Consider the following 20383-nt stretch of genomic DNA (forward strand, 5'->3'; position numbering starts at 1 on the left):
TGGTTGTCAGTTCAGGCGGCGTGACGTGATGCACGCAAGGCAGCTTCGGCCCAGCGTTCCAGGGTGGTTGGGGTGGTGTTGCGGGCCCGGCGCCTCGAGCGCCCAGCGCTCGCCCCCGTACCCGTCATCCTCCTTGGATATTGCGCTGGTTGGGATTGCTGCGGAGGCGAGGATGGAGCCCGGTGAGGAACTGTCGTCTCAGCATTGGGTGATCCCCCCATCCGGCTTGAGAGCGAACAGCGTGACGAGCGCGAACAAGACGGCGGTCGCAGCGAATGCGGCGCTAAAGCCCACCGAAGTGGCAAGTGCGGCGACGGCCAGTCCGCCGACGCCCAGGCCTGCATCGTAGGCCACGTTCCACAAGGCCCCCGCGCCATCCCCCTGCGAGGGAGCGGCCCGCGACAAGACGTCAGCAAAGGTTGCGCTCTGCAGCACGCCGAAGGCCATCCCGCTCAGCAGCATCCCAGTAAGCATCGCTTCTTGGCTGGGGAGGGCCAGGCAGACCGCGGCAAGTGCGCAGCTCGCAAGGCCCGCACCGGTCGGAGCCTTTGGCCCATGGCGATCGACCTGCCGGGCAGAGGCCCAGCGGGTGAAGGCGGCACCGGCGCCCTGGAACAGCAGTCCAAGCATGATCGCACCATTGCTCGCCTCGGGATGCGCCAGTGGAAGAATGGCGACCGCGGCGCCAACGAGGATTGCGCCGCAGGCCAAGGATGTCGCCGGGATGGCAACGACGCGCCATGGCGGCATCCTGTGGTCCCGGTTATCATCACGCCTGACATCGACCGGGAGGACGGCGGTGGCCCCGAGTGCGATAACAGCCAGGCCGCTGCCACCCAAGGCTGTCATCGACGGACCGAGATGAGAGAGGACCCACGGGCCGAGCGGCACCGCAAGGATTGCCGGAACCGCAGAAGCGACACCATAGAGGCTCATTGCCTCTGCCCGACGTGAGGGAGGTGCCAACTTGGCCGAGATGCCAGAGGCGGCGACCAGCAACACGCCGAGGGCGAAACCGCGGACGAGACAATTGAGGAGGAGTAGTGCAAGCGATGAGGGGAATGCCATCAGGCAAGCTGTCCCGAACACGCCAACCGCCAACACCAGCGACCCTTTCCGACCGCAGGCAGCGATGATCCGTGGCGCGGCGATTTCACCGCCGATGGTGGCCGCCATCAATGCACCCGTCGCGTGCCCGGCAGCACCAGCCCCACCGAGGCTCGCCGCATGCGCCGCAATCGCCGACAGAAGCAGGTAGAAGCTGCTCATCGCTGAAAACATGACACCAGCCATCCCGAGCATTGAGGCCGTGAAGATCGGCCCTGCAGCGTCCTTGTCTGAATGGATGGTAACTGCGGTGGCGGCCATGTCGCTTCTCCTTCGCGGGTGACGAGCTATCGTGTAGCGTGCTACTGGTCCAAGAGACATGACCACTTTGGTGATAGAATAGTTGTCCAGATTGATCGCCGACCTAGCGCTGGAAATCGACCGGAACGGTAAAGAGAGCCTGGGACACCAAGTGCGCCGGGAGCTGCTCGCGCACATCCGCGCTGGCATTTTGCGCCCAGGCGTCGTGCTCCCGTCGACGCGCGCGCTTGCCGCCCAGCTGGGCATATCTCGGCCACTTGTCGTAGACGCTTACGCGCAGCTGGCCGCTGAAGGTTTCCTGATCGTCCGGCGCGGTGCTCGGCCGATCGTCGCATCTGGGGCGGCGCGTGTCGCTCCCCCGCTTGAGGAGAAGCGTGAACAGCCGATCCGCTACGATCTTCGCCCGGCGATGCCGGACGTTGGACTCTTCCCGCGCAAAGCCTGGGCCAGCGCCATACGGACCGTGCTCAATGCCGTCCCGGCCAACGATCTTGGCTATGGGGATATTCGCGGAAGCCCGAGGCTGCGATCAGCGCTCGCAGACTATCTTGGCCGGGTGCGGGGACTCGTCGCTGATCCATCTCACATTTTCATCACCAGTGGCTTCGCGGAAGGACGGGCATTGGCCTGCGTTGTAATGCGAGCCGCCGGGCTTCGCAGGGTCGCCGTCGAGGATCCAGGTTACAGCGATTGGGTCGCCGTCGACAAAGCGGGTCTCCAGAGAGTGCCCATCCCGGTCGATGAGCAGGGAATCGATGTCGATCAACTTATCGCAACGGGTGCGGAAGGCGCATTGATCACTCCGTCGCATCAATTTCCGATCGGCGGCGTGCTCAGCGCAGGCCGCCGGCTGCGCCTCGTCAGATGGCTCGAGCAACATGATGGCTATGTGCTGGAGGACGACTATGATGCTGAGTTCCGGTACGACCAAGCGCCGGTCGGAGCGCTACAGGGTCTTGCCGCGGATCGCGTCATATATGCCGGGACTGCAAGCAAGACGCTCGCTCCGGCACTCCGGATTGGCTGGCTCGTGGTGCCGCCGGAACTGGTGCGGCCCATGGATGCCGAACTGCGCCGGTGGAAAGAGGGATCTCCCCGGATCGAACAGGATGCCTTGGCCCATCTCCTCGAAACGGGCGCGTACGACCGGCATTTGCGGAAAATGCGGCGAATCTACCGTGACCGTAGGAAGCACCTTCTCGATTGCCTTGCGGCAGAGCTCCCGGAGCTTGAAATCGAAGGCACGGCAGCAGGTCTTCACGTGACATTACGATTGCCCTCCGAACTTACCCGCGCCGACGAAGCCCAAATCGTCTCTGGTCTGCGGGAATGGGGATTGGCGACCGAGGGGCTCGGCAGATACTCACTGACCGCAGAAGGACCGCGTCGTTTGTTCGTTGGTTATGGCCGCATCACTGATAGCGCTATTGCCTCCAGCGTGAGGCTCTTGGCCAAGGCCGTTCGGGCAGCGCAGCGGCATGAAGTCGGCCCTTAGTCGGATCCGGATAACTGTCGGCACCGGCCGGGAAGAAATTCTCCATCAGCGATTGCTCGCTCATGACATCGGCATTGCCTCTCTCCTTCATCTCACAGAGCGCACCAAACGACCTCTCGAACGGGCTGATCTGGCCGAAGGACGGCTGAAGCCTCGACCGCCTATGCCGCAATGGCGCGTCGCGCGTTTCTTCCCCTGGGCGAAGCCCATTCCTCGCGGAAACAAGAAACGCGCGCCGCGCCATCCTGCGCTTTGCTGCGGTCGCAAGCGATGCGGCGGCGGTCGCCTTCGGCCCGACGATCGCCATCGAGGTCGCATGGTGCGGGCTCGGAAACGAAGAAAACGGAGACTGAAAATGGCTACCATCGGCACTTTCAAGAAGACCAATGCGAACGAGTTCACTGGCGAGATCGTCACCCTCAGCGTCCAGGCCAAGAACGTGCGCATCGTCGCCGACACCCGCGCCAGCGGCGAGAACGCTCCAAGCCACCGCGTCGTGGTCGGCAAGGCCGAGATCGGCGCCGCCTGGTCCAAGCGCTCCAACGAGGGTCGCGATTATCTCGGGCTCAAGCTGGACGATCCGAGCTTCACCGCTCCGATCTACGCCAACCTCTTCGCCGACGAGGAAGGCGAGGGCCACAGCCTCATCTGGTCCCGCCCCAGCCGCCGCAACGGTGAGTGAACCAGGATCCTCTCGCCTGGCAATCGCGCCGGGCGAGAGGTTTCTAGGTCCGATCCGACCTTCGTGCAAATCGCAGGCCAGCGCCGCCGCCATTCTCCGCCAGGAATTCTATACCCGCTGCCTCGAACGCACGGCGGATCGCAGCAAGGTTGTTTCGGTGCGGAATACGAATACTCCTCTCGAAGTCTACTATCGTAGTCCTCGAAACAGCAGCTGCCTCGGCCAGGTCGCCCTGACTCCATTCGAGCATTGCTCTTGCAGCGCGACACTGCTGAACAGAAATTGTTTCGCTCTCAAAATCGTTCTTTTTGGTTGACATAGGTCAAAAAAGCCGCTTTTAGTATCAAACCCTACGGAAGTCATTGATGAGGTCTGGCGGAATAGCTTCGCTCGGCCCACCTGCACGATGTCGTTGATAGCTCAGAATCTTCGCTGATTCTGACAATAGCCACGACTTGTCCTTTCGTCACGAGTGAGAAAGGGCGCACGAGTGAGTGGAAAACGGTCAGCTTCACAAATCTCATCGATCGTCGTCGATCAGCCGGCAGTGGATCCGGTCGTGGCTCTATCTGTTGCCTGGATTCATGCGCACGTTGCGATGCTGGCCTCGTGTGTGCGGCAGCAGCAGGCGGAGGAGGATCTTTTTGAGAGCGGCGCTCTCTTGTCTACCGGTGTCATCGGGCGCGGGGAGGGGGATATCGCCGACCGCAGCTATCTCGATGCTCGGTCCACGGAGCAGGGTGACGCTGAGACGGCCGAAGCCTTGTTGACTGAATTTGCTGGGACGCCTGCTGAATCCTTGGCGGGTGTGGTCGCCAAGCTTGCAGTCGTCGTTAGGGAGGCAAGTGATAACACAGACCTCTGCGAATTCCCGCTACAGCACATCCGCTCAGCATTGGCTGACCTGCGGCGCCTCACGCAGGACGCGATAAGCAATAGGCCAGCCAGCTGGCCCGCCGGCGACCAGTCGGTCGGCTCACTGCTCGAGCAGCCCGCATCGTCTGTCGCGGCCTGGCGCGCCTTCGGTGCGTGGTGCCAAGGCGACGATGACGCCTATCGCGCCTGGACGAACACATTCAAGACACTGCAAGGCGCAAGCCAGTAGGCATCGCAAAAGTCCGACCTGACCGCACGGCGTCGGGATCGCCACTCGTCTATTCGTCAATGACGGAATCCAAGGATTTCGCACAACGCCGCGTCCCCCTATCAAATCCTTGAGAAGGGAGGGGTCCGGATGAAGCCGGATACATCGCAGTGGCGTGACCCACAGGCATATGCGTTCGTCAAAGGCGCCCCCGCCGATGTGATTGCCTGGGAGTTCCTGCGGCGAAACCCGCAGTATCAGCGGGACTTCGCGACCTCCCGCTCCGTCAAAGCGACGCGCGCGTTGCGCAAGCGATGGGGTTTGCAGTTTCGCAGCCAGGCCTGATCAGTCCGCAGTCGAGCAGCCCGTCTATTGGGCGCCTGAGGTCGACCCTGGGGTCGTCAACCTTGTCGAGGTTCCGCCGGGCTTGCGCGCCGGGCGAGGCACTTCCGACGTCCCGCTTGCCGCCGGCCTGCATGACGAGATCGGCCTTCACATGCGGTCTTCGCTGGGCGGTACGCAACTGGCGCTTCTCGGTGACGCTCAGCCGGGCGAGCCGCTCGCCGCGATCATTCCGCTCGATGAGATGGCGCAGGATCGACTTCAGGCGATTGAGCGATTCATCCGCTCGATCCACAGGCAACACCTTCCCGATGCCCGATTGAACGCGGCCCGGCGCCGGCGCCTTGGCCATATGCTGCGATGCCTCGATGGCCGGGAAGAGCAGGCATCCCACTTTGAAGTCGCGACCGCCTTGTTCGGCCGGCGGCTGGTCAGTGCGGCCGATTGGCATGACTCGGCCTTTCGCTACCAGACGCATCGTCTCGTGCGGGACGGTGTGAAGATGGTTGAGCGCGGCTATCGCCAATTGCTGCGCGCGCGCCGGCGTGATTCCTGAAAGGGTTCAGCCCGCCGCTTTCTTGACTGTTTGCAAGCCGAAGGTGATTTCGATCCTGAAGGGAAACGGCCGCTTTGTGCCTCACGCCGGCCGTAGAAGTCAATTTGTGCACCTGAATCGGACATTCATGACGGCTCGCAGAACCTTGAGGTTGCCGGAGGGGGACTCTTATCCATCCTGACATAATGGCGCGAGTCGTCGTGTTACACTGCCCGGCAAAGTTCTCAACATCCGGGGATGCCTTGGCATGAAAGAACGAGGAAAGATCACTACGAGCAAGATCAACCGCCGCGTCTTGCTCTTCCATTCCAGCGCCGTCGTCTTCGCGCCGACAGTGGTGGAAACAGCATGCGCTGCAGAGTCGCCGCCCAGCAAATTATTGGCGCTGATCGAAGCTCACATGACGGCATACGCCGCGTTCGGCAAGGTCGTCCACGAGATAGGTGCCAGCAGCAGCTACGACCGAGCCACCCGGGAGGAGGAGAGGGCGCTGTTGGCTATCTGTGCATGTCCTGCGGTCAGCGCGAGCGATCGCCTAGCTAAGGCTCGATATCTTTTATCGATCGAGGCGCGAGGCGAACTCGATCTGCCAGAGCACATGCAGGCTCTTCTTCGCTCGACGATTTTGGAGCCATGAGACCACAGCCCGGTCAGCTCCCTTTAGATCATCCGAAGACGGCCAACTGGCAGAAGCGCAGTCACCGCCTTGCAACGTCCGCTTTGCGCCGCATCTCGGTCGTACAGCTTACATTTGCCACTTCCCGAAAACCGCCAGTCCGCTTCCGGCTCCCGAACTGCACTTCGAGCACCTCGGCTCTCGCCCTAAAGCCGAACCGGGTTGACATTCCCACTTCGGTGACCATGCTGCAATGCAACATGGAGAAAGCATGACCGAGTCATCGCGCATCGAATGCCTGGACGGCCTTCGCGCTGCCGCCGCATTGTGGGTGCTGGTCGGCCACTGCCTGCTCCTCACCGGCTGGCATGTTCCGGTGCTTGGCGATCCTGCGCTCGGCGTCGATCTCTTCATCATGCTGTCCGGCTTCCTGATGGTGTTTCACTATCAACTGCGCCGGGACAAGGAGCCCTGGCAAAGGCCCGAGACCTGGCTCAAATTCTGGACGCGGCGTTATTTCCGCATCGCGCCGCTGTTCTACGTCATGCTGTTCTTTGCACTGGCGCTCGGCCCGTATCTTTATGAATCGCGGATGGTCATCGATGCATTCCTGCAGCGCGCGCCGCAGGCGCCCGAGCGCTTCCTCGACAGCGGCCTGAAGAACATTGTCGCCCACCTGACATTCCTGTTCGGCCTTTCCCCGAACCTCGCCTACCGGACGCCGCTGCCCGACTGGAGCCTCGGGCTGGAAATGCAGTTCTACGCGGTCTTCCCGGCGCTCATGCTTTTGGTGCGCCGTTTCGACTGGGTCTGGAGCGCGATAGTCGTGGCGGCGCTCGGCGGCTTCGCGGTGATGGTCCTTGGTTGGATGTCGGTCCGTTTCCCGATGCCGTCATTGCTGCCGCTGAAGATACAGGTCTTCCTGTGCGGCATGCTTCTGGCAGGCGTTCTGGGGCAGAGGCAACCGCGGCCGCTGTTGCACCTGGCCTTGGCCATGGCGCTCGCGGCCATCCCCTTCGGCGATGGCTACGGCCTTTCGAAGCTCCTGATACGCGAAGCGCTGGTGCTCGGGTTCTTTGCCCTCGTCCTCTACCGGATGCTGCCGGGCCAGGCGGGCGCCGTGACGCGAAAGATCGCGGTCGCATTGGGCGGAGGCGTCTTTCATGTGCTCGGCGAACTGTCCTACAGCATCTATCTGATCCACCTTTTGGTCCTGCAACCCGTGGCGGCATTCGTCATTGCCCGCTATGGCGACGGCCTCGGCGTGCCGCTGCGCTTCGCCATCGTGCTCGCGGTCGTGCTGCCCGTGGTTTGTCTCCTGTCCTGGGTCACCTACACGGTCATCGAAATGCCCGGCCAGAAACTGGGCCGCGCGGTGTTGCGGCGGTTCGCGCGCAAGAAGCCGGCGCTGAAGCCAAGTCCCGCCGAGTAGGCATCGGCAATGGTTGCAAATCGCTGGTCCGGCGCATTGTCCGATAAGGACCTCGGTTAGAACTGCGTCACCCCCTCGCTTGCGCGCCGCAGTGAAAGCAGATGCCGCAGCAACGTCCGGACGTTCTTGTCGTAGACATAATGCGCGAACGCCGAGACCGCGATGACGAGAATGGATGTTCCCACGACGAATGGCAGGCCGTGCTGGTTCCACAAGGTTCCAGTCACGGATTCGTCCAGGATGTTCACGATCCTGATCAGCGGCGTGTGAAGCGCATAGATGGCGTAGGAGATATTGCCGGAGAACAGGGCGATCGCGCGCCAGAAGCCCGAGAGCCGCAAGCGGGAAGCCGTGAGAACAAGCCAGGGCCAGACCAGCACAATAATCGCCAGATCGTACAATTGCGCATTTCCGGCGGGACGGAAGATCATCAGTCCCGCACAAAGCGCGAGCAGGATCGGCATGTAAAGATTGCCATCCCGGCTGTCCCCGGTCGCATATCGCCGCAGATAAACCCCGAGGAAGAACGAAAAGGCGATCCGGGCGGGAGCCGCGATCGTGCCGTCCCAATGGGCGCCGCCGCCCAGGATGACGCCGTCCCAGGCCATCAGCGCCAGCGCCAGGAAACCAAGGCCGAAGATAGCGGCCAGCGAGCGGCGCGCAAGCCTCAGGGCCAGTGCGGCGAAAACCGCGTTGGCGACGAGTTCATAGAAAAGCGACCATGCCGGACCGTTCAGCGGAAAAAGCACATCTGGACCGACTGAAAGCGACGGCGGCGTGGGCAGGAAAAGAAGGGAAAACGCAAGGCTCGCAAGCAAATCCAGCCGCGAATACGAGCCTAGCCCCTGCATTGCGATGACCGCGCCCACGCCGACCATGGCGACACCGATGGCGGCGAAATATAACGGGTAAAGCCTGATGATACGGGCCTCCGCGAATTGCCAGAAAGACATCCCTTTTCGGAATTTCTCGTCATAGGCGTGGGCAATCACGAAGCCGCTCAGTAGAAAAAACAGGTCGACGGCGAGAAAGCCTGACGGCGCCAGATCAAGATGCTGCGCGGTAAGCTCGCTGAAATGACCAAGCATCACCAGAACGGCAGCGATGCCTCGCAACCCGTGCAACGCGTCGAAGTGGGTCGTCTCCGGTCTCAGATCCGCTCTCCGGTCATCCTGAAGCCGCCAGCCTACCCAAACCCATCTACGCATTGATTGTTGCGTCGCACAAGAACCTTTTGCGGTGCACGCGACCGGTGTGCGTCCCCTCCAGCACTCGACAGTGTCAGAATCTGAGACCTTGGCGCTGCCCCACCCTTCGGGGCACCTTCTCCCCGTGAACGGTCCGTTCACGGGGAGAAGGAAGAGCCAACACGATCAATAATTGCCGTTGTAGTACCGGTCGTCGCAAGGCGCGGTGTAGATGCGGCCGTAGCGATCCTGGTAGCGGCAGAGCTGCTCGCCGCGGCGCTGCGGCGTGGTGGCCGAGCCGACGACGGCTCCGAGCAGCGCGCCGCTCGCCGCGCCGATGACGGTGCTCTTGGTGTTGCCGCCGATCGCCTGGCCGACCAACGCGCCGCCGGCACCACCAACCAATGCGCCGGTTGTGGCCCGCTGCTGGCCCTCGGTCTGCGTCTCACAGCCGGCAAGTGCCGCGGTCATCAGCACCGCCAGAATGGCCTTCTTGATAAACATGACTCGACTCCTCTGAAGCCCCGGGGGACTGCTGGGGCGAACAAAGCCCGAGTGCGGTCGCATTGCGGCGGAACGGCGGCGGAGGCCGCTCACGAAATGAGTCAAGGTTTCCCGGCGGTTGAAGGGCATGGTTGCCAAACGGGAAAGGTGTCGCTCGCGACGGTATATATCCAAGCGGTCAGCTGATCTTCAGCGGCACCAGGATGGAAGCGCGTTCGGGATGGTCCCGGTCTGCCTCGATCTGTTCGATCGGGGGAGGTTTTGGTACCGGCGCACCGTCCTCGATCATTCCTTCGACATGGAAAGCGAGGGCCTGTTCCGCGAACTCACGGGCCTCATCAAGAGTTGCACCAGCCGTGACGACACCGGGAAAGTCGGGGAAAGACACTCCATAATCGCTGGCGTCCTCTTTATGGATCAGCCCGACGTATTGACGCATTCCGTTCCCTTGCCGCTCGGTCAACGACCGCTAGTTTAAAGCACCAGCACGACGGTGCAAGGCGATGGACGAGTTTGCAACGGCTCCCGCCGGCCCCCTTGGGAGGCCAAGGGTTCGCGCGGCCCAGTATCTGCGCATGTCCACAGAAAGGCAGATCTACTCGATCGACAACCAGAAAGATGCGATCCGCAATTATGCGAACGTCATGGGTTACGACATTGTTGCAACCTATGAGGATCCCGGGCGAAGTGGCCTCAGCCTCGTGGGGCGCCCAGGCTTGCGGCGGCTATTGGATGATGTCGAAAGCCGGCGCGCCGATTTCGAAACCGTCGTTGTCTATGACGTGAGCCGTTGGGGGCGCTTCCAGAATACCGATGAAAGCGCAACTTATGAATACCGGTGCCAGATGGCTGGAGTGCGGATCGAGTTCTGCGCCGAGCTATTCGTCAACGATGGGAGCATCGGGTCCGACGTGCTCAAGGCAATCAAACGCAGCATGGCCGCGGAGTACAGCCGCATGCTGTCGAACAGGGTCTTCGCCGGTCAAAGCCGGATAGTCGCACTGGGTTTCAGCGGCGGTGGCCCCGCCGGCTACGGCTTCAGGCGCCTTCTTGTTGACGGCTCCGGAAATCCCAAGGCAATGCTTCATCGCAACGAGCGAAAAGGGCTGGCCAGTGACCGTGTCATTCTCGTCCCGGGACCAAAAAATGAGATCTCGACCGTACGACGGATCTTCAATCAGTTCGTGAAGGGGAAAACGGAAGCCGAAATTGCGACTGCATTAAACGCTCGCGGCCTGGTTACCGAACGCGGCAGACCATGGACCAAAGCATGCGTGGGCACAATACTGGCGAGCGAGAAGTATATCGGCAACAATGTCTGGAATCGAATATCCCATAGGCTTCTACACGATCGGGTGAGAAATCCGCCAAGCGCATTTGTTCGCGCCGACAATGTCATCGAGCCGCTCGTGACCCGGGCGCTTTTCGATCGCGCGCAAGCTGTCAGGCGCGCGCGTGCTTACCTTAAGCCCGATGAGGAGCTGCTTGCCGATCTGACCAAGCTCCTGAAGGAGCGGGGAAGGCTGTCGAGCCCAATCATTGACGCCGCCCCGTTCTGTCATTCAGCCAACATTTACGTACACCGATTTGGAAGCATGAAGGCCGCCTATCAGTTGATCGGATACGACGCGTCGGCGAACTATCGGAAACTCGATGTCAGCAACCGGCTCAAACAGATCCGGCAGCAAGTCGTCGAGGACTTGATGTCGAAAATTGACAAGGTCGGTGGTTCGGCACTGTACGATCCCAAAACAAGGCTTATGCGCGTCAATGAAGAATTCTCCGTCGCGATATGGATTGCGCGCTATCGGATTATCGTCACCGGCTATCCACGCTGGATGTTTTGGAACCGGGGTCTCGTCGGGCCAGATGTGACGATTTTGATCAGAATGGAGCCTGATCATCAAACTGTCCGTGACTTCCTCATTGCGCCCGCGCATGAAGCGCAATCCGCCCTTCGCATGCTCAACGCAAACAACGGCGTGCGCCTTGATGCCTTCCTCTTCGCTTCGCTCGATCCCGTGGTGGAGATGGCGAGACGGGAACCGATTTCGGCAATTCCGTGAAAAAGACCAGGGCCGAGCTTCTGGGCTTCGCCGAGAACAACCGGCATGCCATTCGTCTGACCGAAGATTTGCAGGCGCCGCTGAATCCATTGCGTGGCCCCGCGTTCTTGCAGACCTACAAGCGCCAATTCGATCGGATGCAGGATTTCATCGGAGAAGCCGATGCGGCGCGGCGCCAGCTTGAAAGCGTCGTCAACGCCACCGGTCAGATCCTAACGAACGCTGCGTTCCGCGCCTTGCTGCATGTGCATGATCTCGGAACGCTGCCTTGGATCCTGACGCAAGTTTCGCCAAGCCGGTCCAATTCCCTTTCTGAGGAACAGCAGGTCCCGTTTAGCTTCGCGGCCGAGCCGCAGCTTGTCGGCGGTGTCTGTCTCGAGGCTCTCGAACTCCTGAACGATTTTGGCGCCCCCTTGAAGATTTTCCCCTTGTTGCGAGAGGTCGTGCCGAGCCGGCAGGTTGAAATCGTGCGCCTCATGCTAGCGTTGGACCGCGTGCAATTTCGAGTGGTGAGAATCTTGATCGCGCTCACACCACGATCGCAGCTCGCCGATCCCTTTGCTCGAAGAAAGCAATATGAGGGCATCTCCCCGTCGCAGTTGGATGCCATGGAAACTGAACTAGCCAAGGTCAGCCATGAATATCTGAGCGTCGCCAGCACCCATGGCGCAACAGTGCTCAACCTGATCGCCGTTACGAGTTATATTGACAGATTGCTTAACAACCCCACGCTAGTGCGGTTTATGGCGCGCAATTTTGCCGGGCATCTTGAGGTATATCAACGATTGCTTGACTTTCGCGAAAGTCGATTTCAGAAACGCGCGCCGACCGTTTGAACAAGTGAGCGGATTTGAAGAATTCTCCGCCGAGCTTTGGGCAGCCCTTTGTTTTTGGTCGAAAGCGCTTTATCCGCCTATATCGATCCACGCGGGTGCGTGATCGCTCGGCTTTTCCCACCCACGGGTGTCGACATCGACACCGGCGGCCAGAATGCCCTCCGCAATTGACGGGCTTACAAGCAGATGATCCATGCGCAGGCCGGAGCTTCGATCGTAACCCCCGCGATAGGAGAAGTTCCAGTAGGTGTAGATGCCCTTGCCCGGGTGGATCCGGCGCATCGCATCCACCCAGCCCAGGTTCAGCATGCGAGCGTAGGCGTTTCTGCTTTCGGGGAAGAATACGGCATCGCCTAACCACCGCCGAGGTACAACGGCATCGATTTCGGTAGGGACGACGTTGTAGTCACCACAAAGCACCGTGCGCTCGCCCAGTAATGATTGGCTGTAGTCGACGAGACGGTCGAACCAGCGGAGCTTGTAATCGAATTTGGGACCTGGCGCCGGATTGCCGTTCGGCAGGTAGATGCAACCGACGACGAGACCGTGGATCTCCGCCTCTAGGTAGCGACTGTGCGTATCATCGGGATCGCCCGGCAAGCCGCGGCGGCGCTCGACCGGATACCTTCCACGCGCCAGGATTGCCACCCCGTTGTAGGATTTCTGGCCGTGCCAGATGGCGCCGAAGCCAGCGTCCCGTATTGACTCGATGGGAAATTTCTCGTCGGACGTTTTCAGCTCCTGGAGGCAGACAATGTCATAATCGGTCTCGCCAAGCCACTTCAGGAGCACGGGTAGTCGGCCGTTCACACCATTGACGTTGAAGGTCGCGATCCGAATCATCCCCTCTGTTCCTACGTGGGGTTGCCTTAGATGCTCCAGCCGAGCAAACGATCAAAAATGCCGGATGCCTCGCTCGCCTGGCAAGAAAAAGCCCCCTCGAGAGTTCGACGGGGCCGCATTTCTTAGAGCGGTGTGGTTCGGCGAACGCGATCGCGTTCGGCCTCGATGTCATCATAGGGCTCTGGCGTCGAATGTGCCGCGCCAAATGCCCTGGTCGTCCTTCGTCAGCGCGCTGACGTTGGCGAAGCCGGCATCCTGGATTCGCGATTTCGCCTGCGCTTCCGTGAAGCTGTTCGCTCCAGGCACCGGAGCGGATGCGTTCGACTGGTCTGTGCTCGTCGCCGCGGGTGCGGTGCTGGTGGTCGCGGTATCATCGGTTTTGCCGGAGGCGATCTTTTCGACCATTTCCTGGTGCATCTTCAGCGCCGGCAACGTCTGCTGGGCAAACGCCTTGAGATCCGCGTTGTCGCCGTCGGCCGCATAGTCCTGGAACAGCTTGATCGCGTCGGCATGCGCGTCTTGCTGCATCTCCACGTAGGACTGGTCGACCGAACCGTTGGTCGATTTCAACGTCTCGAGATCGCTCTTGTGCTTGGCGGCCGTTTCGGCGGGAACCTGAAGCTTCTGCTCGCCGGCGATCGACTGCAGTTTGGCGTTGGCCGCGCCGTGATCGGTTATCATTTTCTGAGCGAAATCGTTGATGGCTGGGTCTTTTGGCTTGCCCTGGATGATCTTGCTGGACTCGACCTCGAAGATCCCGCCTTTGGCTGCCTTGTTGACGAAATCCTGAGCCTTTTCGGCACTGAGCGCCGGCTGGGCAAAGCCCAGCGCGACGGCCGTGCAGAGCCCGGCCCATAGCAAACGCAATTTCATAGATGATGCCCTCCAACGCACTGAATTGTGCTTGGAGGCAAACAGAGGGGCGCGGCGTTTGTTCCAACGCCAATTCGATTTCGGTGCCACGCCGCTGAGCTTCGCATCTACGGAAGCACGTGCCCCGTGTTGGATAGTGTCTCCAGTGCGGACGCCCTATCTATCTGACATGCCCGTGCGCCGAAAAACCGAACCGACCGCAAAACTAATCGCAGAGTGGCCGCTTTCGCCGGCAACCACCTTAGGGTCATCAATGCGGGCGCGGGGCATTTTCCTCGAGATACGCGCTCGCCTTCCTGCGCAACTTCGAAAGCTCCTCCACATTGAATCCCGGGTGCTCACCTTGCGCCTGCCGGAGGGCTCAGATGCCGACGTTAAGGCGGCAGCGGAGATCGTGTCCGAGGCCATGCGCGACATCGAAGACCTGCCGGTCATCCCCCGCGAAGTCGAGGACATCCTGACGATTTCGACCGGCGAGCGGCACCGCTGGCTGAAGGACGGTCGGCTTCAGAGCGCCGGGACGCGAACCGTGAAACTTCGCGGCCGGGCCAGGAAGATTACCTTCCACGTGTTCGACCCGCGCCACATCGAGGATGTGCTCGACCGCGATCTGGTCGCTGTCTGGCGCGACGAAGATGCGGCGACAGCCGCGGAGAACCGGCGACGCGCCGCCGCAAGGGCGGCTCTGAAGCGCTCCCAAAAGAAGCGCGGCGGGGTTGCAGATCACACCGACGAGGGCGGGGACGATGCGCCACGGCTGAGAGGCTGGGAAGATTTCGATATGGACGGCCTCTTACACTGACGGGGCGCCGGAGCGGCGCTCCCGCCAGGATACGACCGTCAGTCGAGAATTTTGACGATCGTATGGGTTTCGGGGTCCACGACCACGGTCCGATTGTCGATCACCGTGTATTCGTATTTCACGTTGGGTACTTTATGAAGCTCGACCTTCTCGGGCACCGTGCTCCCGATCTTCAACTCCACGCCCGGCAACTTGATCGAAGCCAAGGGTTCTTTCTTCACATATTCGCGGATGGTCGTTTCCTGTTCAGGTGCCAGAACCACCGTATCCGCGATAGCGACGCTGATGCCGGACAAGAGCAACAGGCCGGCAACAGAATTGGTGATCATCGTCTTCATTTCGATATCTCCATTACTCCCCCTTTGCCAATGCCGGCGCGACACCGGCAGAACGCCGATAGGGGACGATCTCGGCGATCCGCCAAAGAAATGACGTTCCCAGCTTGATGTTTCACAGAGGAGATCGACTGGGACCAATGCGTTTCCAGCATCAGACCAAAGTCCAGGGTAACTAACGGCTGGAGGATCTCCGCCGAGCCTTGGGAGCGGCCGCGACACGGCGAAGTCGCTGGAGCCCGGCGCTAACGAAGAACGCGGGGCGATGGCTTCGAGCGCCGTAGATAAAGATCGAACCAAGGATCCTGACCGCGCAGCACGCAACGAATGCCGCGGTCAAAAATAGAACTGGATTGCGCTAGGTTCGCCTATGCCTGATGACGAGGGAAAAGGCGCGTCGATGCCCAATCGGCGATCCTCTCGCGCAATTTCCCGAACAGCTTTCCATCGTCTTTGGTGGCGGCCCGGACTCTTGCGGCAGCCCAACCGGCCTTCATGCTTGCGCCGACATGGCAATGGCAAACAATGGCGTGCAATTGCCAATCCGCTAGCTCGAAGAAGCGCCTCGCTTCACCGTAGGTGGCACTCCTCAGTCCCTGAGAGCGCAAGATTGGATCCGCGAATGCCACGCTAAGCGGAGATTCGAGGCATTGCGCTTTGTCGCGTTCATCCAGGCTCATGTATTCAGTGCCCGGCAGGGCGCCGAGGCTCCGCTCGGGATCCTGCTCGAGAAGCGATGCCCAATGGTCCAGCCTCTGGCTTCGGGTCATCACGGGGTAGGCTGCATCGACCTCCGCGACCGCATGCAGTTCTTTAAGCGTTTGGTGTTTCATGGCCGTCTCCGTCCGAAGGCTGCTCTGCCTGCAAATCCTGCGACAGGTCTGAGCGGCCCCACTCGTCCCTATGGCCGTCGAACCCCCATCCGGCCGGAAAGTTCCAAAGCCAAAACGAATTTGGCTGGGGGCGGCCACTTTCGATCTCTGACGGTCGAGTGAGGGGTTACGAGCGCTAAAACCCAAGCACCCCATTCGCGGGCGTCCCGGCGCAATTTTGCACTTTCGTCATGGCTTGCCACGAAGCACCTAGACCCGACACCGACGTCATCACCGGCTGACATCACAGACATGATGATATATTTCTATCCCGTCTTGCGGGATGGCATGTCCCCGATTTAACCGGTCGGTCGTTCGGGGCTCATGGCGGTGCCCACACAGTTGCCACGGGCTCACGTTAGTCGAGAGGTGGCCTGCTAGGTGCGCGTTGACGGGCAAAGCGGCGCCGCGCCAAGGGTCGTTCAACCGACGCTATGAAAAAGACCGGATTGGCCGGAAGCGGAAGGTCGGCTTATCGACGCGATTGTCCCGAAAGCTGACGGACAACTTCCGGCCCCAAATGAGACATTCATAAAATGCCGCGGGGCGTAAAGGCAGCTTCCAAAACTTCTTTGCAGCCGATTCCCAAAGGCGTCCAACACGTAATCGTATATCTGCGGGAAGGGCGATCTCAATAGCTTCACGCCCGCAGCACGACATGTCGAGGTTGCAGCGTGGGCGAGCGCTTTTGATCCGAGCACCAAGTCGCTCCAAGTAGGCGTGCGCTTGGCACTGGAGGGAAAGAGGCTTTGATGCAGTACATGCCGAGTCTGTGTCAGGAAATCCGCTAGCGAAACAGTCCGCTTAATCTTTGTTGATCCCGCATGGCGCCATTGCCTCCGTCGGCCATTTCGCGGAGGGCACCAACGACCTCTCGAACGGGCTGATCTGGCCGAAGGACGGCTGAAGCCTCGACCGCCTATGCCGCAATGGCGCGTCGCGCGTTTCTTCCCCTGGGCGAAGCCCATTCCTCGCGGAAACAAGAAACGCGCGCCTGCGCCATCCTGCGCTTTGCTGCGGTCGCAAGCGATGCGGCGGCGGTCGCCTTCGGCCCGACGATCGCCATCGAGGTCGCATGGTGCGGGCTCGGAAACGAAGAAAACGGAGACTGAAAATGGCTACCATCGGCACTTTCAAGAAGACCAATGCGAACGAGTTCACCGGCGAGATCGTCACCCTCAGCGTCCAGGCCAAGAACGTGCGCATCGTCGCCGACACCCGCGCCAGCGGCGAGAACGCTCCAAGCCACCGCGTCGTGGTCGGCAAGGCCGAGATCGGCGCCGCCTGGTCCAAGCGCTCCAACGAGGGTCGCGATTATCTCGGGCTCAAGCTGGACGATCCGAGCTTCACCGCTCCGATCTACGCCAACCTCTTCGCCGACGAGGAAGGCGAGGGCCACAGCCTCATCTGGTCCCGCCCCAGCCGCCGCAACGGTGAGTGAATCGGCAAACGCCTCGCCCGGTACCGGGCGAGGCGTCTCCCCATGACGCGAAATCTTTCCGCGCCGCCGGCCGCCATGGCCTGGCTTCCTGTCATCGGAAGCGTTGCGTGATGCGCGATGGCGCTGAGGAGAGTTGAGCGCCGGTACCATCGATTGCTGCGCGTGCGACGGCGCCACTCCTGAAGGCCGTTAGCGGTGCGAAATAGCGCCCTTCAATTGCGCACCTGATCACCGTCCCCACGCTCCTCCATCCTGGCCATCGATCGCCGTTCAAACGCAACGGCCGGAAGGAGACACCCCATGAACGCCGACGCCGCGCCATTGCCGCCCCGCTACCTGCGCACTTCGGAAGCAGCGCATTTCCTCAGCCTATCTCCGCGCACGCTGGAGAAACACCGCTGCTACGGGACCGGGCCTGCCTATCGAAAACTTGGCGGCCGCGTCGTCTATGCCGTCGACGACCTTCAGGCCTGGGTGCAGCGCGGCGCGATGACGTCGACAACCGATCCGCATGGCTCGGTGCTGCCCGCCAAGCCTCAGGCCGCCCGCCTGATCGCCTATGCCGGACGCGAAAGGCGCTGAGCCCGCTGATCTCCCCCATGTCGGCACGACCACGCTCACCATTGGAGCGCGAACAGCTCGACCTGTTTCAAGCGCTGCCCGGCGTCGTCGCGCCACGCGATGCGCAGGATCTCATGGCCTATCCCTTCTTCTCCCTCGCCAAATCCAGGCGCATCGCGCCGATCGACTTTCGCGCCGGCGATGTGGCTATCCGTGTCGAAGCGATGCCCGACCATGGCATGGCGACGATCTGGGATGCCGATATCCTGATCTGGGCCGCCAGCCAGATAGTCAACGCGCGGGATGCCGGATTGCGCACGTCGCGCCTGATGGCCGCGACGCCATATGAAATGCTGACCTTCATCGGCCGCGGCGTCTCCAAGCGAGACTATCTGCGCCTCAAGGCGGCGCTTGATCGCCTGCAGTCGACAAGCGTCGTCACCTCCATTCGCCAGCCTGCTGCAGGCCGTCGCCATCGCTTCTCCTGGATCAATGAATGGCAGGAGCGCTCGGGTCGAAACGGCCGCCCGCTTGGCGTCGAACTGATCCTGCCCGATTGGTTCTATCGCGCCGTCATGGTCGAGTTTCCGCGCGGCATCGTGCAAGGTGAGATGCCACCGATTTTCGTCATCGGTCCGGACGGCGAGGCTGAAATCACCAACAGCCGCGTCTATCAAAACGTCCTGATCGTCGACCGCCTTTTTGGTGCGGCCGAACTGCGTCTTGGCGCTGGCAAGCGGCAGCAGACGGTAAGGATCGTGCGAATCGATGGAGACCATGGGTTGTGGCGGAGGCCAGGCGACGGCGCTGCATCGAAGGTGCCGAACGCAACGCAAAGGGGAGCGCTGCAGCCATGAACGAGAACGATATGGACGTCGAACCCATGCGGCTTCGCGCCGACCCACCGCGTGTGACGCGTCTGTCGCGCAAGATGCTTGCAGGCATCGGCTTCGTCGCCTCGCTCTGTGTCGGGGGCGCGCTGATTTACGCTCTGCAGGACGCCAACACATTCAAGCAGGGCGAACAGGTCTACCCGACGTCGCACCGGCCGCCCGCCGACGGACTGGCAAGCCTGCCGCGCGACTATGCCGGCCCGATCCTTGGGCCGCCGCTGCCTGGCGATCTCGGCAGGCCGATCCTCGATGCCCAAAACAGTCGACAGGCCGTCGTGCCGCCGTCCATCCCAGCCCCCGCGATTGACGAAGCCGAGCAACGCCGGCGGGCCGAAGAGGAGGCGGCCAGGACCTCGCGCGTCTTTTTCCAGACAGCGCAAGGAGTTGCCCGGACCGCCGAGGCGTCCGCCCCCACTATTAACGACCTTGCCAGTCAGAACGCTCAGCCAAATGCGCGGGATCGCCAGCTTTCCTTCCTGTCCGCCGCCGCTGACCGGCGTACCGTGGCCCCGGATCACCTTACGCCTCCCGCGTCACCCTATGTGCTTCAAGCCGGTGCGGTAATCCCGGCCGCGCTCATTACGGGTATCCGGTCCGACCTTCCCGGGCAGATCGACGCTCAGGTAACCGAAAATGTCTATGACAGTCCCACCGGCCGCTCGCTGCTCATCCCGCAAGGCACTCGTATTATTGGGCAGTACGATAGCGGAATTGGTTCCGGGCAGCGTCGCGTGCTGCTGGTCTGGAACAGGCTGATCTTTCCCGACGGACGGTCCATCGTGCTGGAGCGGCAGCCCGGAGCAGACACTCAGGGCTATGCCGGACTCGAGGACGACGTCGACTATCACTGGGGCGAGCTGTTCAAGGCCGCGGCGTTGTCGACCATTCTGAGCGTTGGCGCGCAGGCCGGTTCTTCTGATCAAGACAGCGATATCGTGCGTGCTCTGCGAAGCGGCGCTTCCGATAGCGTCAACCAGGTCGGACAGCAGGTCGTTCAGCGGCAACTCGCTATCGCGCCGACGCTCACGATCCGGCCGGGGTTTCCCGTTCGCGTCCTCGTCACCCGCGACCTTGCCCTTGAACCATACGGAGGTTGACATGGCCAAGTTGAAACTCGCAACGATCGCCGACGACAAGCCAGTGAAGATTACGGTGGAACTACCGGCGCCTCTGCATCGCGATTTGGTGAAATATGGAGAGATCCTTGGGCGCGAGACCGGGCGGCCATCTGCCGATCCATCGCGCTTGATCGCGCCGATGCTTGAACGGTTCATCGCAACGGACCGCGGCTTTGCGAAAGCAAAGAAGCAGGAGGCTTAGACCGTTTCCTATGGCCGACGACCGGCGTGCGTCTTGAGCCGAGACGCCGATAGGACTTCAAAGTGGCAAATCTCGGCGGCAATCTCCCCGGTGACCGTGGTGGTGTGAAGACGAAGGCGGCCGCAATGTGAATCGACCACTGTGACGACGGCGCCGCGGTTGGAGTATTCAAAGGTATCCAGAACGTTCTGAATAACGAAGGCCAAAATATTGCCAGCGCGAAGGGTGAAATCGCGAGGGAGGCCGTTGCCATCAGCGCCGGCACCAGGCGACGC

Annotated in this window: 25 protein-coding genes and 1 pseudogene; 17 read left to right on the plus strand and 9 right to left on the minus strand. The window is 61.4% G+C overall.

All coding sequences use genetic code 11. The features are described 5' to 3' along the window. Positions 1 to 198: 198 nt before the first annotated feature. Positions 199 to 1368 carry an MFS transporter gene (locus tag RFM98_RS00110; RefSeq protein ID WP_320306943.1) on the minus strand — a complete coding sequence of 390 codons (1170 nt, stop codon included), beginning with the start codon at positions 1366 to 1368 and terminating at the stop codon, positions 199 to 201. A gap of 82 nt (positions 1369 to 1450) precedes the next feature. On the opposite strand from RFM98_RS00110, the gene pdxR reads away from it, so the two are divergent. Next, positions 1451 to 2863: a MocR-like pyridoxine biosynthesis transcription factor PdxR gene (pdxR, locus tag RFM98_RS00115; RefSeq protein ID WP_320306944.1), complete on the plus strand. Its 1413-nt coding sequence runs from the start codon at positions 1451 to 1453 to the stop codon at positions 2861 to 2863. A 355-nt stretch (positions 2864 to 3218) separates the two neighbouring features. Further along, positions 3219 to 3545, plus strand: a complete 327-nt coding sequence (locus RFM98_RS00120) for a DUF736 domain-containing protein (protein WP_320306945.1) — start codon at positions 3219 to 3221, stop codon at positions 3543 to 3545. A gap of 43 nt (positions 3546 to 3588) precedes the next feature. Here RFM98_RS00120 and RFM98_RS00125 read toward each other — a convergent pair whose 3' ends face one another. Continuing rightward, positions 3589 to 3864, minus strand: a complete 276-nt coding sequence (locus tag RFM98_RS00125; protein ID WP_320306946.1) for a helix-turn-helix transcriptional regulator — start codon at positions 3862 to 3864, stop codon at positions 3589 to 3591. A gap of 171 nt (positions 3865 to 4035) precedes the next feature. Between RFM98_RS00125 and RFM98_RS00130 the strand changes: the two genes are divergently transcribed. The 5 genes from RFM98_RS00130 to RFM98_RS00150 all read left to right on the plus strand — a co-directional run bounded on the left by RFM98_RS00130 (position 4036) and on the right by RFM98_RS00150 (position 7575). After that, the gene (locus RFM98_RS00130; RefSeq protein WP_320306947.1) at positions 4036 to 4650 is read left to right on the plus strand and encodes a Y4oE-related protein; all 615 of its coding nucleotides are present in this window, start codon (positions 4036 to 4038) and stop codon (positions 4648 to 4650) included. A 129-nt stretch (positions 4651 to 4779) separates the two neighbouring features. Next, positions 4780 to 4974: a transcriptional regulator domain-containing protein gene (locus RFM98_RS00135; protein WP_320306948.1), complete on the plus strand. Its 195-nt coding sequence runs from the start codon at positions 4780 to 4782 to the stop codon at positions 4972 to 4974. 151 nt (positions 4975 to 5125) lie between these two features. Further along, positions 5126 to 5527 (plus strand): DUF2285 domain-containing protein, encoded by a 402-nt coding sequence (locus tag RFM98_RS00140; RefSeq protein ID WP_320306949.1) that lies wholly within the window; start codon positions 5126 to 5128, stop codon positions 5525 to 5527. A gap of 247 nt (positions 5528 to 5774) precedes the next feature. Next, complete coding sequence (locus RFM98_RS00145) at positions 5775 to 6164, plus strand: hypothetical protein (protein WP_320306950.1); 390 nt, start codon at positions 5775 to 5777, stop codon at positions 6162 to 6164. A gap of 250 nt (positions 6165 to 6414) precedes the next feature. Beyond that, positions 6415 to 7575, plus strand: a complete 1161-nt coding sequence (locus RFM98_RS00150; RefSeq protein WP_320306951.1) for an acyltransferase family protein — start codon at positions 6415 to 6417, stop codon at positions 7573 to 7575. A 56-nt stretch (positions 7576 to 7631) separates the two neighbouring features. Here the strand turns inward: RFM98_RS00150 and RFM98_RS00155 are convergent, their stop codons facing one another. The 3 genes from RFM98_RS00155 to RFM98_RS00165 form a co-directional block, all read right to left on the minus strand. Next, entirely contained in the window at positions 7632 to 8783 is a 1152-nt protein-coding gene (locus tag RFM98_RS00155) for an acyltransferase family protein (protein ID WP_320306952.1), read from the minus strand. Between the two features lie 165 nt (positions 8784 to 8948). Beyond that, positions 8949 to 9266, minus strand: a complete 318-nt coding sequence (locus RFM98_RS00160; RefSeq protein WP_320306953.1) for a YMGG-like glycine zipper-containing protein — start codon at positions 9264 to 9266, stop codon at positions 8949 to 8951. A 178-nt stretch (positions 9267 to 9444) separates the two neighbouring features. Beyond that, positions 9445 to 9705 carry a type II toxin-antitoxin system HicB family antitoxin gene (locus RFM98_RS00165; protein ID WP_320306954.1) on the minus strand — a complete coding sequence of 87 codons (261 nt, stop codon included), beginning with the start codon at positions 9703 to 9705 and terminating at the stop codon, positions 9445 to 9447. A gap of 64 nt (positions 9706 to 9769) precedes the next feature. Here RFM98_RS00165 and RFM98_RS00170 point away from each other — a divergent pair, with 64 nt between their 5' ends. After that, positions 9770 to 11332, plus strand: coding sequence for a recombinase family protein (locus RFM98_RS00170; protein WP_320306955.1), 1563 nt, complete (start codon positions 9770 to 9772; stop codon positions 11330 to 11332). Then, positions 11329 to 12168, plus strand: coding sequence for a plasmid partitioning protein RepB C-terminal domain-containing protein (locus RFM98_RS00175; RefSeq protein ID WP_320306956.1), 840 nt, complete (start codon positions 11329 to 11331; stop codon positions 12166 to 12168). The genes RFM98_RS00170 and RFM98_RS00175 overlap by 4 nt, the downstream gene beginning before the upstream one ends. Before the next feature lie 69 nt (positions 12169 to 12237). Here the strand turns inward: RFM98_RS00175 and xth are convergent, their stop codons facing one another. Together xth and RFM98_RS00185 are read right to left on the minus strand one after the other, a co-directional pair. Continuing rightward, entirely contained in the window at positions 12238 to 13011 is a 774-nt protein-coding gene (gene xth / locus RFM98_RS00180) for an exodeoxyribonuclease III (RefSeq protein WP_430682229.1), read from the minus strand. Between the two features lie 171 nt (positions 13012 to 13182). Continuing rightward, positions 13183 to 13884 carry a DUF4142 domain-containing protein gene (locus RFM98_RS00185; protein ID WP_320306957.1) on the minus strand — a complete coding sequence of 234 codons (702 nt, stop codon included), beginning with the start codon at positions 13882 to 13884 and terminating at the stop codon, positions 13183 to 13185. A 169-nt stretch (positions 13885 to 14053) separates the two neighbouring features. Here RFM98_RS00185 and RFM98_RS00190 point away from each other — a divergent pair, with 169 nt between their 5' ends. Continuing rightward, positions 14054 to 14686 carry a hypothetical protein gene (locus RFM98_RS00190; RefSeq protein ID WP_430682246.1) on the plus strand — a complete coding sequence of 211 codons (633 nt, stop codon included), beginning with the start codon at positions 14054 to 14056 and terminating at the stop codon, positions 14684 to 14686. Between the two features lie 38 nt (positions 14687 to 14724). Here the strand turns inward: RFM98_RS00190 and RFM98_RS00195 are convergent, their stop codons facing one another. Further along, positions 14725 to 15024, minus strand: a complete 300-nt coding sequence (locus RFM98_RS00195) for a DUF1236 domain-containing protein (protein ID WP_320306959.1) — start codon at positions 15022 to 15024, stop codon at positions 14725 to 14727. A gap of 365 nt (positions 15025 to 15389) precedes the next feature. Next, a complete protein-coding gene (locus RFM98_RS00200; protein ID WP_320306960.1) occupies positions 15390 to 15854 on the minus strand; it encodes a hypothetical protein in 465 nt (154 codons plus the stop codon). A 968-nt stretch (positions 15855 to 16822) separates the two neighbouring features. Between RFM98_RS00200 and RFM98_RS00205 the strand changes: the two genes are divergently transcribed. The 7 genes and pseudogenes from RFM98_RS00205 (at position 16823) to RFM98_RS00235 (ending at position 20108) form a co-directional block, all read left to right on the plus strand. Continuing rightward, positions 16823 to 17005: a hypothetical protein gene (locus tag RFM98_RS00205; protein WP_320306961.1), complete on the plus strand. Its 183-nt coding sequence runs from the start codon at positions 16823 to 16825 to the stop codon at positions 17003 to 17005. A gap of 2 nt (positions 17006 to 17007) precedes the next feature. Then, positions 17008 to 17334: a DUF736 domain-containing protein gene (locus RFM98_RS00210; protein ID WP_320306945.1), complete on the plus strand. Its 327-nt coding sequence runs from the start codon at positions 17008 to 17010 to the stop codon at positions 17332 to 17334. Between the two features lie 300 nt (positions 17335 to 17634). Continuing rightward, positions 17635 to 17916 carry a helix-turn-helix transcriptional regulator gene (locus RFM98_RS00215; RefSeq protein ID WP_320306962.1) on the plus strand — a complete coding sequence of 94 codons (282 nt, stop codon included), beginning with the start codon at positions 17635 to 17637 and terminating at the stop codon, positions 17914 to 17916. Positions 17917 to 17933: 17 nt separating this feature from the next. After that, positions 17934 to 18473 (plus strand): annotated as a pseudogene (locus RFM98_RS00220) (replication initiator protein A); the annotation flags it as partial. Positions 18474 to 18506: 33 nt separating this feature from the next. Continuing rightward, positions 18507 to 18752 carry a TrbG/VirB9 family P-type conjugative transfer protein gene (locus RFM98_RS00225; protein WP_320307523.1) on the plus strand — a complete coding sequence of 82 codons (246 nt, stop codon included), beginning with the start codon at positions 18507 to 18509 and terminating at the stop codon, positions 18750 to 18752. Further along, positions 18749 to 19885, plus strand: coding sequence for a TraB/TrbI/VirB10 family type IV secretion system protein (locus RFM98_RS00230; protein ID WP_320306963.1), 1137 nt, complete (start codon positions 18749 to 18751; stop codon positions 19883 to 19885). The genes RFM98_RS00225 and RFM98_RS00230 overlap by 4 nt, the downstream gene beginning before the upstream one ends. 1 nt (position 19886) lies before the next feature. Next, positions 19887 to 20108, plus strand: a complete 222-nt coding sequence (locus tag RFM98_RS00235) for a DUF2274 domain-containing protein (protein WP_320306964.1) — start codon at positions 19887 to 19889, stop codon at positions 20106 to 20108. Positions 20109 to 20383: the final 275 nt, after the last annotated feature.

It is taken from the genome of Mesorhizobium australafricanum (genome assembly GCF_033977265.1).
GTDB classification, from domain to species: Bacteria; Pseudomonadota; Alphaproteobacteria; order Rhizobiales; family Rhizobiaceae; genus Mesorhizobium; species Mesorhizobium australafricanum.

What these genes read in the sequence shown, in the direction of transcription:
- RFM98_RS00135 (WP_320306948.1), top strand. Translation starts at nt 4,780, where the DNA reads ATGAAGCCGGATACATCGCAGTGGCGTGACCCACAGGCATATGCGTTC.
- RFM98_RS00205 (WP_320306961.1), top strand. Translation starts at nt 16,823, where the DNA reads ATGGCGCGTCGCGCGTTTCTTCCCCTGGGCGAAGCCCATTCCTCGCGG.
- RFM98_RS00210 (WP_320306945.1), top strand. Translation starts at nt 17,008, where the DNA reads ATGGCTACCATCGGCACTTTCAAGAAGACCAATGCGAACGAGTTCACC.
- RFM98_RS00190 (WP_430682246.1), top strand. Translation starts at nt 14,054, where the DNA reads ATGCCCGTGCGCCGAAAAACCGAACCGACCGCAAAACTAATCGCAGAG.
- RFM98_RS00225 (WP_320307523.1), top strand. Translation starts at nt 18,507, where the DNA reads ATGCCACCGATTTTCGTCATCGGTCCGGACGGCGAGGCTGAAATCACC.
- RFM98_RS00160 (WP_320306953.1), bottom strand. Translation starts at nt 9,266, where the DNA reads ATGTTTATCAAGAAGGCCATTCTGGCGGTGCTGATGACCGCGGCACTT.
- RFM98_RS00125 (WP_320306946.1), bottom strand. Translation starts at nt 3,864, where the DNA reads ATGTCAACCAAAAAGAACGATTTTGAGAGCGAAACAATTTCTGTTCAG.
- RFM98_RS00200 (WP_320306960.1), bottom strand. Translation starts at nt 15,854, where the DNA reads ATGAAACACCAAACGCTTAAAGAACTGCATGCGGTCGCGGAGGTCGAT.
- RFM98_RS00185 (WP_320306957.1), bottom strand. Translation starts at nt 13,884, where the DNA reads ATGAAATTGCGTTTGCTATGGGCCGGGCTCTGCACGGCCGTCGCGCTG.
- xth (WP_430682229.1), bottom strand. Translation starts at nt 13,011, where the DNA reads ATGATTCGGATCGCGACCTTCAACGTCAATGGTGTGAACGGCCGACTA.
- RFM98_RS00145 (WP_320306950.1), top strand. Translation starts at nt 5,775, where the DNA reads ATGAAAGAACGAGGAAAGATCACTACGAGCAAGATCAACCGCCGCGTC.
- RFM98_RS00235 (WP_320306964.1), top strand. Translation starts at nt 19,887, where the DNA reads ATGGCCAAGTTGAAACTCGCAACGATCGCCGACGACAAGCCAGTGAAG.
- RFM98_RS00155 (WP_320306952.1), bottom strand. Translation starts at nt 8,783, where the DNA reads ATGCGTAGATGGGTTTGGGTAGGCTGGCGGCTTCAGGATGACCGGAGA.
- RFM98_RS00120 (WP_320306945.1), top strand. Translation starts at nt 3,219, where the DNA reads ATGGCTACCATCGGCACTTTCAAGAAGACCAATGCGAACGAGTTCACT.
- RFM98_RS00140 (WP_320306949.1), top strand. Translation starts at nt 5,126, where the DNA reads ATGCGGTCTTCGCTGGGCGGTACGCAACTGGCGCTTCTCGGTGACGCT.
- RFM98_RS00170 (WP_320306955.1), top strand. Translation starts at nt 9,770, where the DNA reads ATGGACGAGTTTGCAACGGCTCCCGCCGGCCCCCTTGGGAGGCCAAGG.
- RFM98_RS00150 (WP_320306951.1), top strand. Translation starts at nt 6,415, where the DNA reads ATGACCGAGTCATCGCGCATCGAATGCCTGGACGGCCTTCGCGCTGCC.
- RFM98_RS00215 (WP_320306962.1), top strand. Translation starts at nt 17,635, where the DNA reads ATGAACGCCGACGCCGCGCCATTGCCGCCCCGCTACCTGCGCACTTCG.
- RFM98_RS00230 (WP_320306963.1), top strand. Translation starts at nt 18,749, where the DNA reads ATGAACGAGAACGATATGGACGTCGAACCCATGCGGCTTCGCGCCGAC.
- RFM98_RS00195 (WP_320306959.1), bottom strand. Translation starts at nt 15,024, where the DNA reads ATGAAGACGATGATCACCAATTCTGTTGCCGGCCTGTTGCTCTTGTCC.
- RFM98_RS00165 (WP_320306954.1), bottom strand. Translation starts at nt 9,705, where the DNA reads ATGCGTCAATACGTCGGGCTGATCCATAAAGAGGACGCCAGCGATTAT.
- RFM98_RS00110 (WP_320306943.1), bottom strand. Translation starts at nt 1,368, where the DNA reads ATGGCCGCCACCGCAGTTACCATCCATTCAGACAAGGACGCTGCAGGG.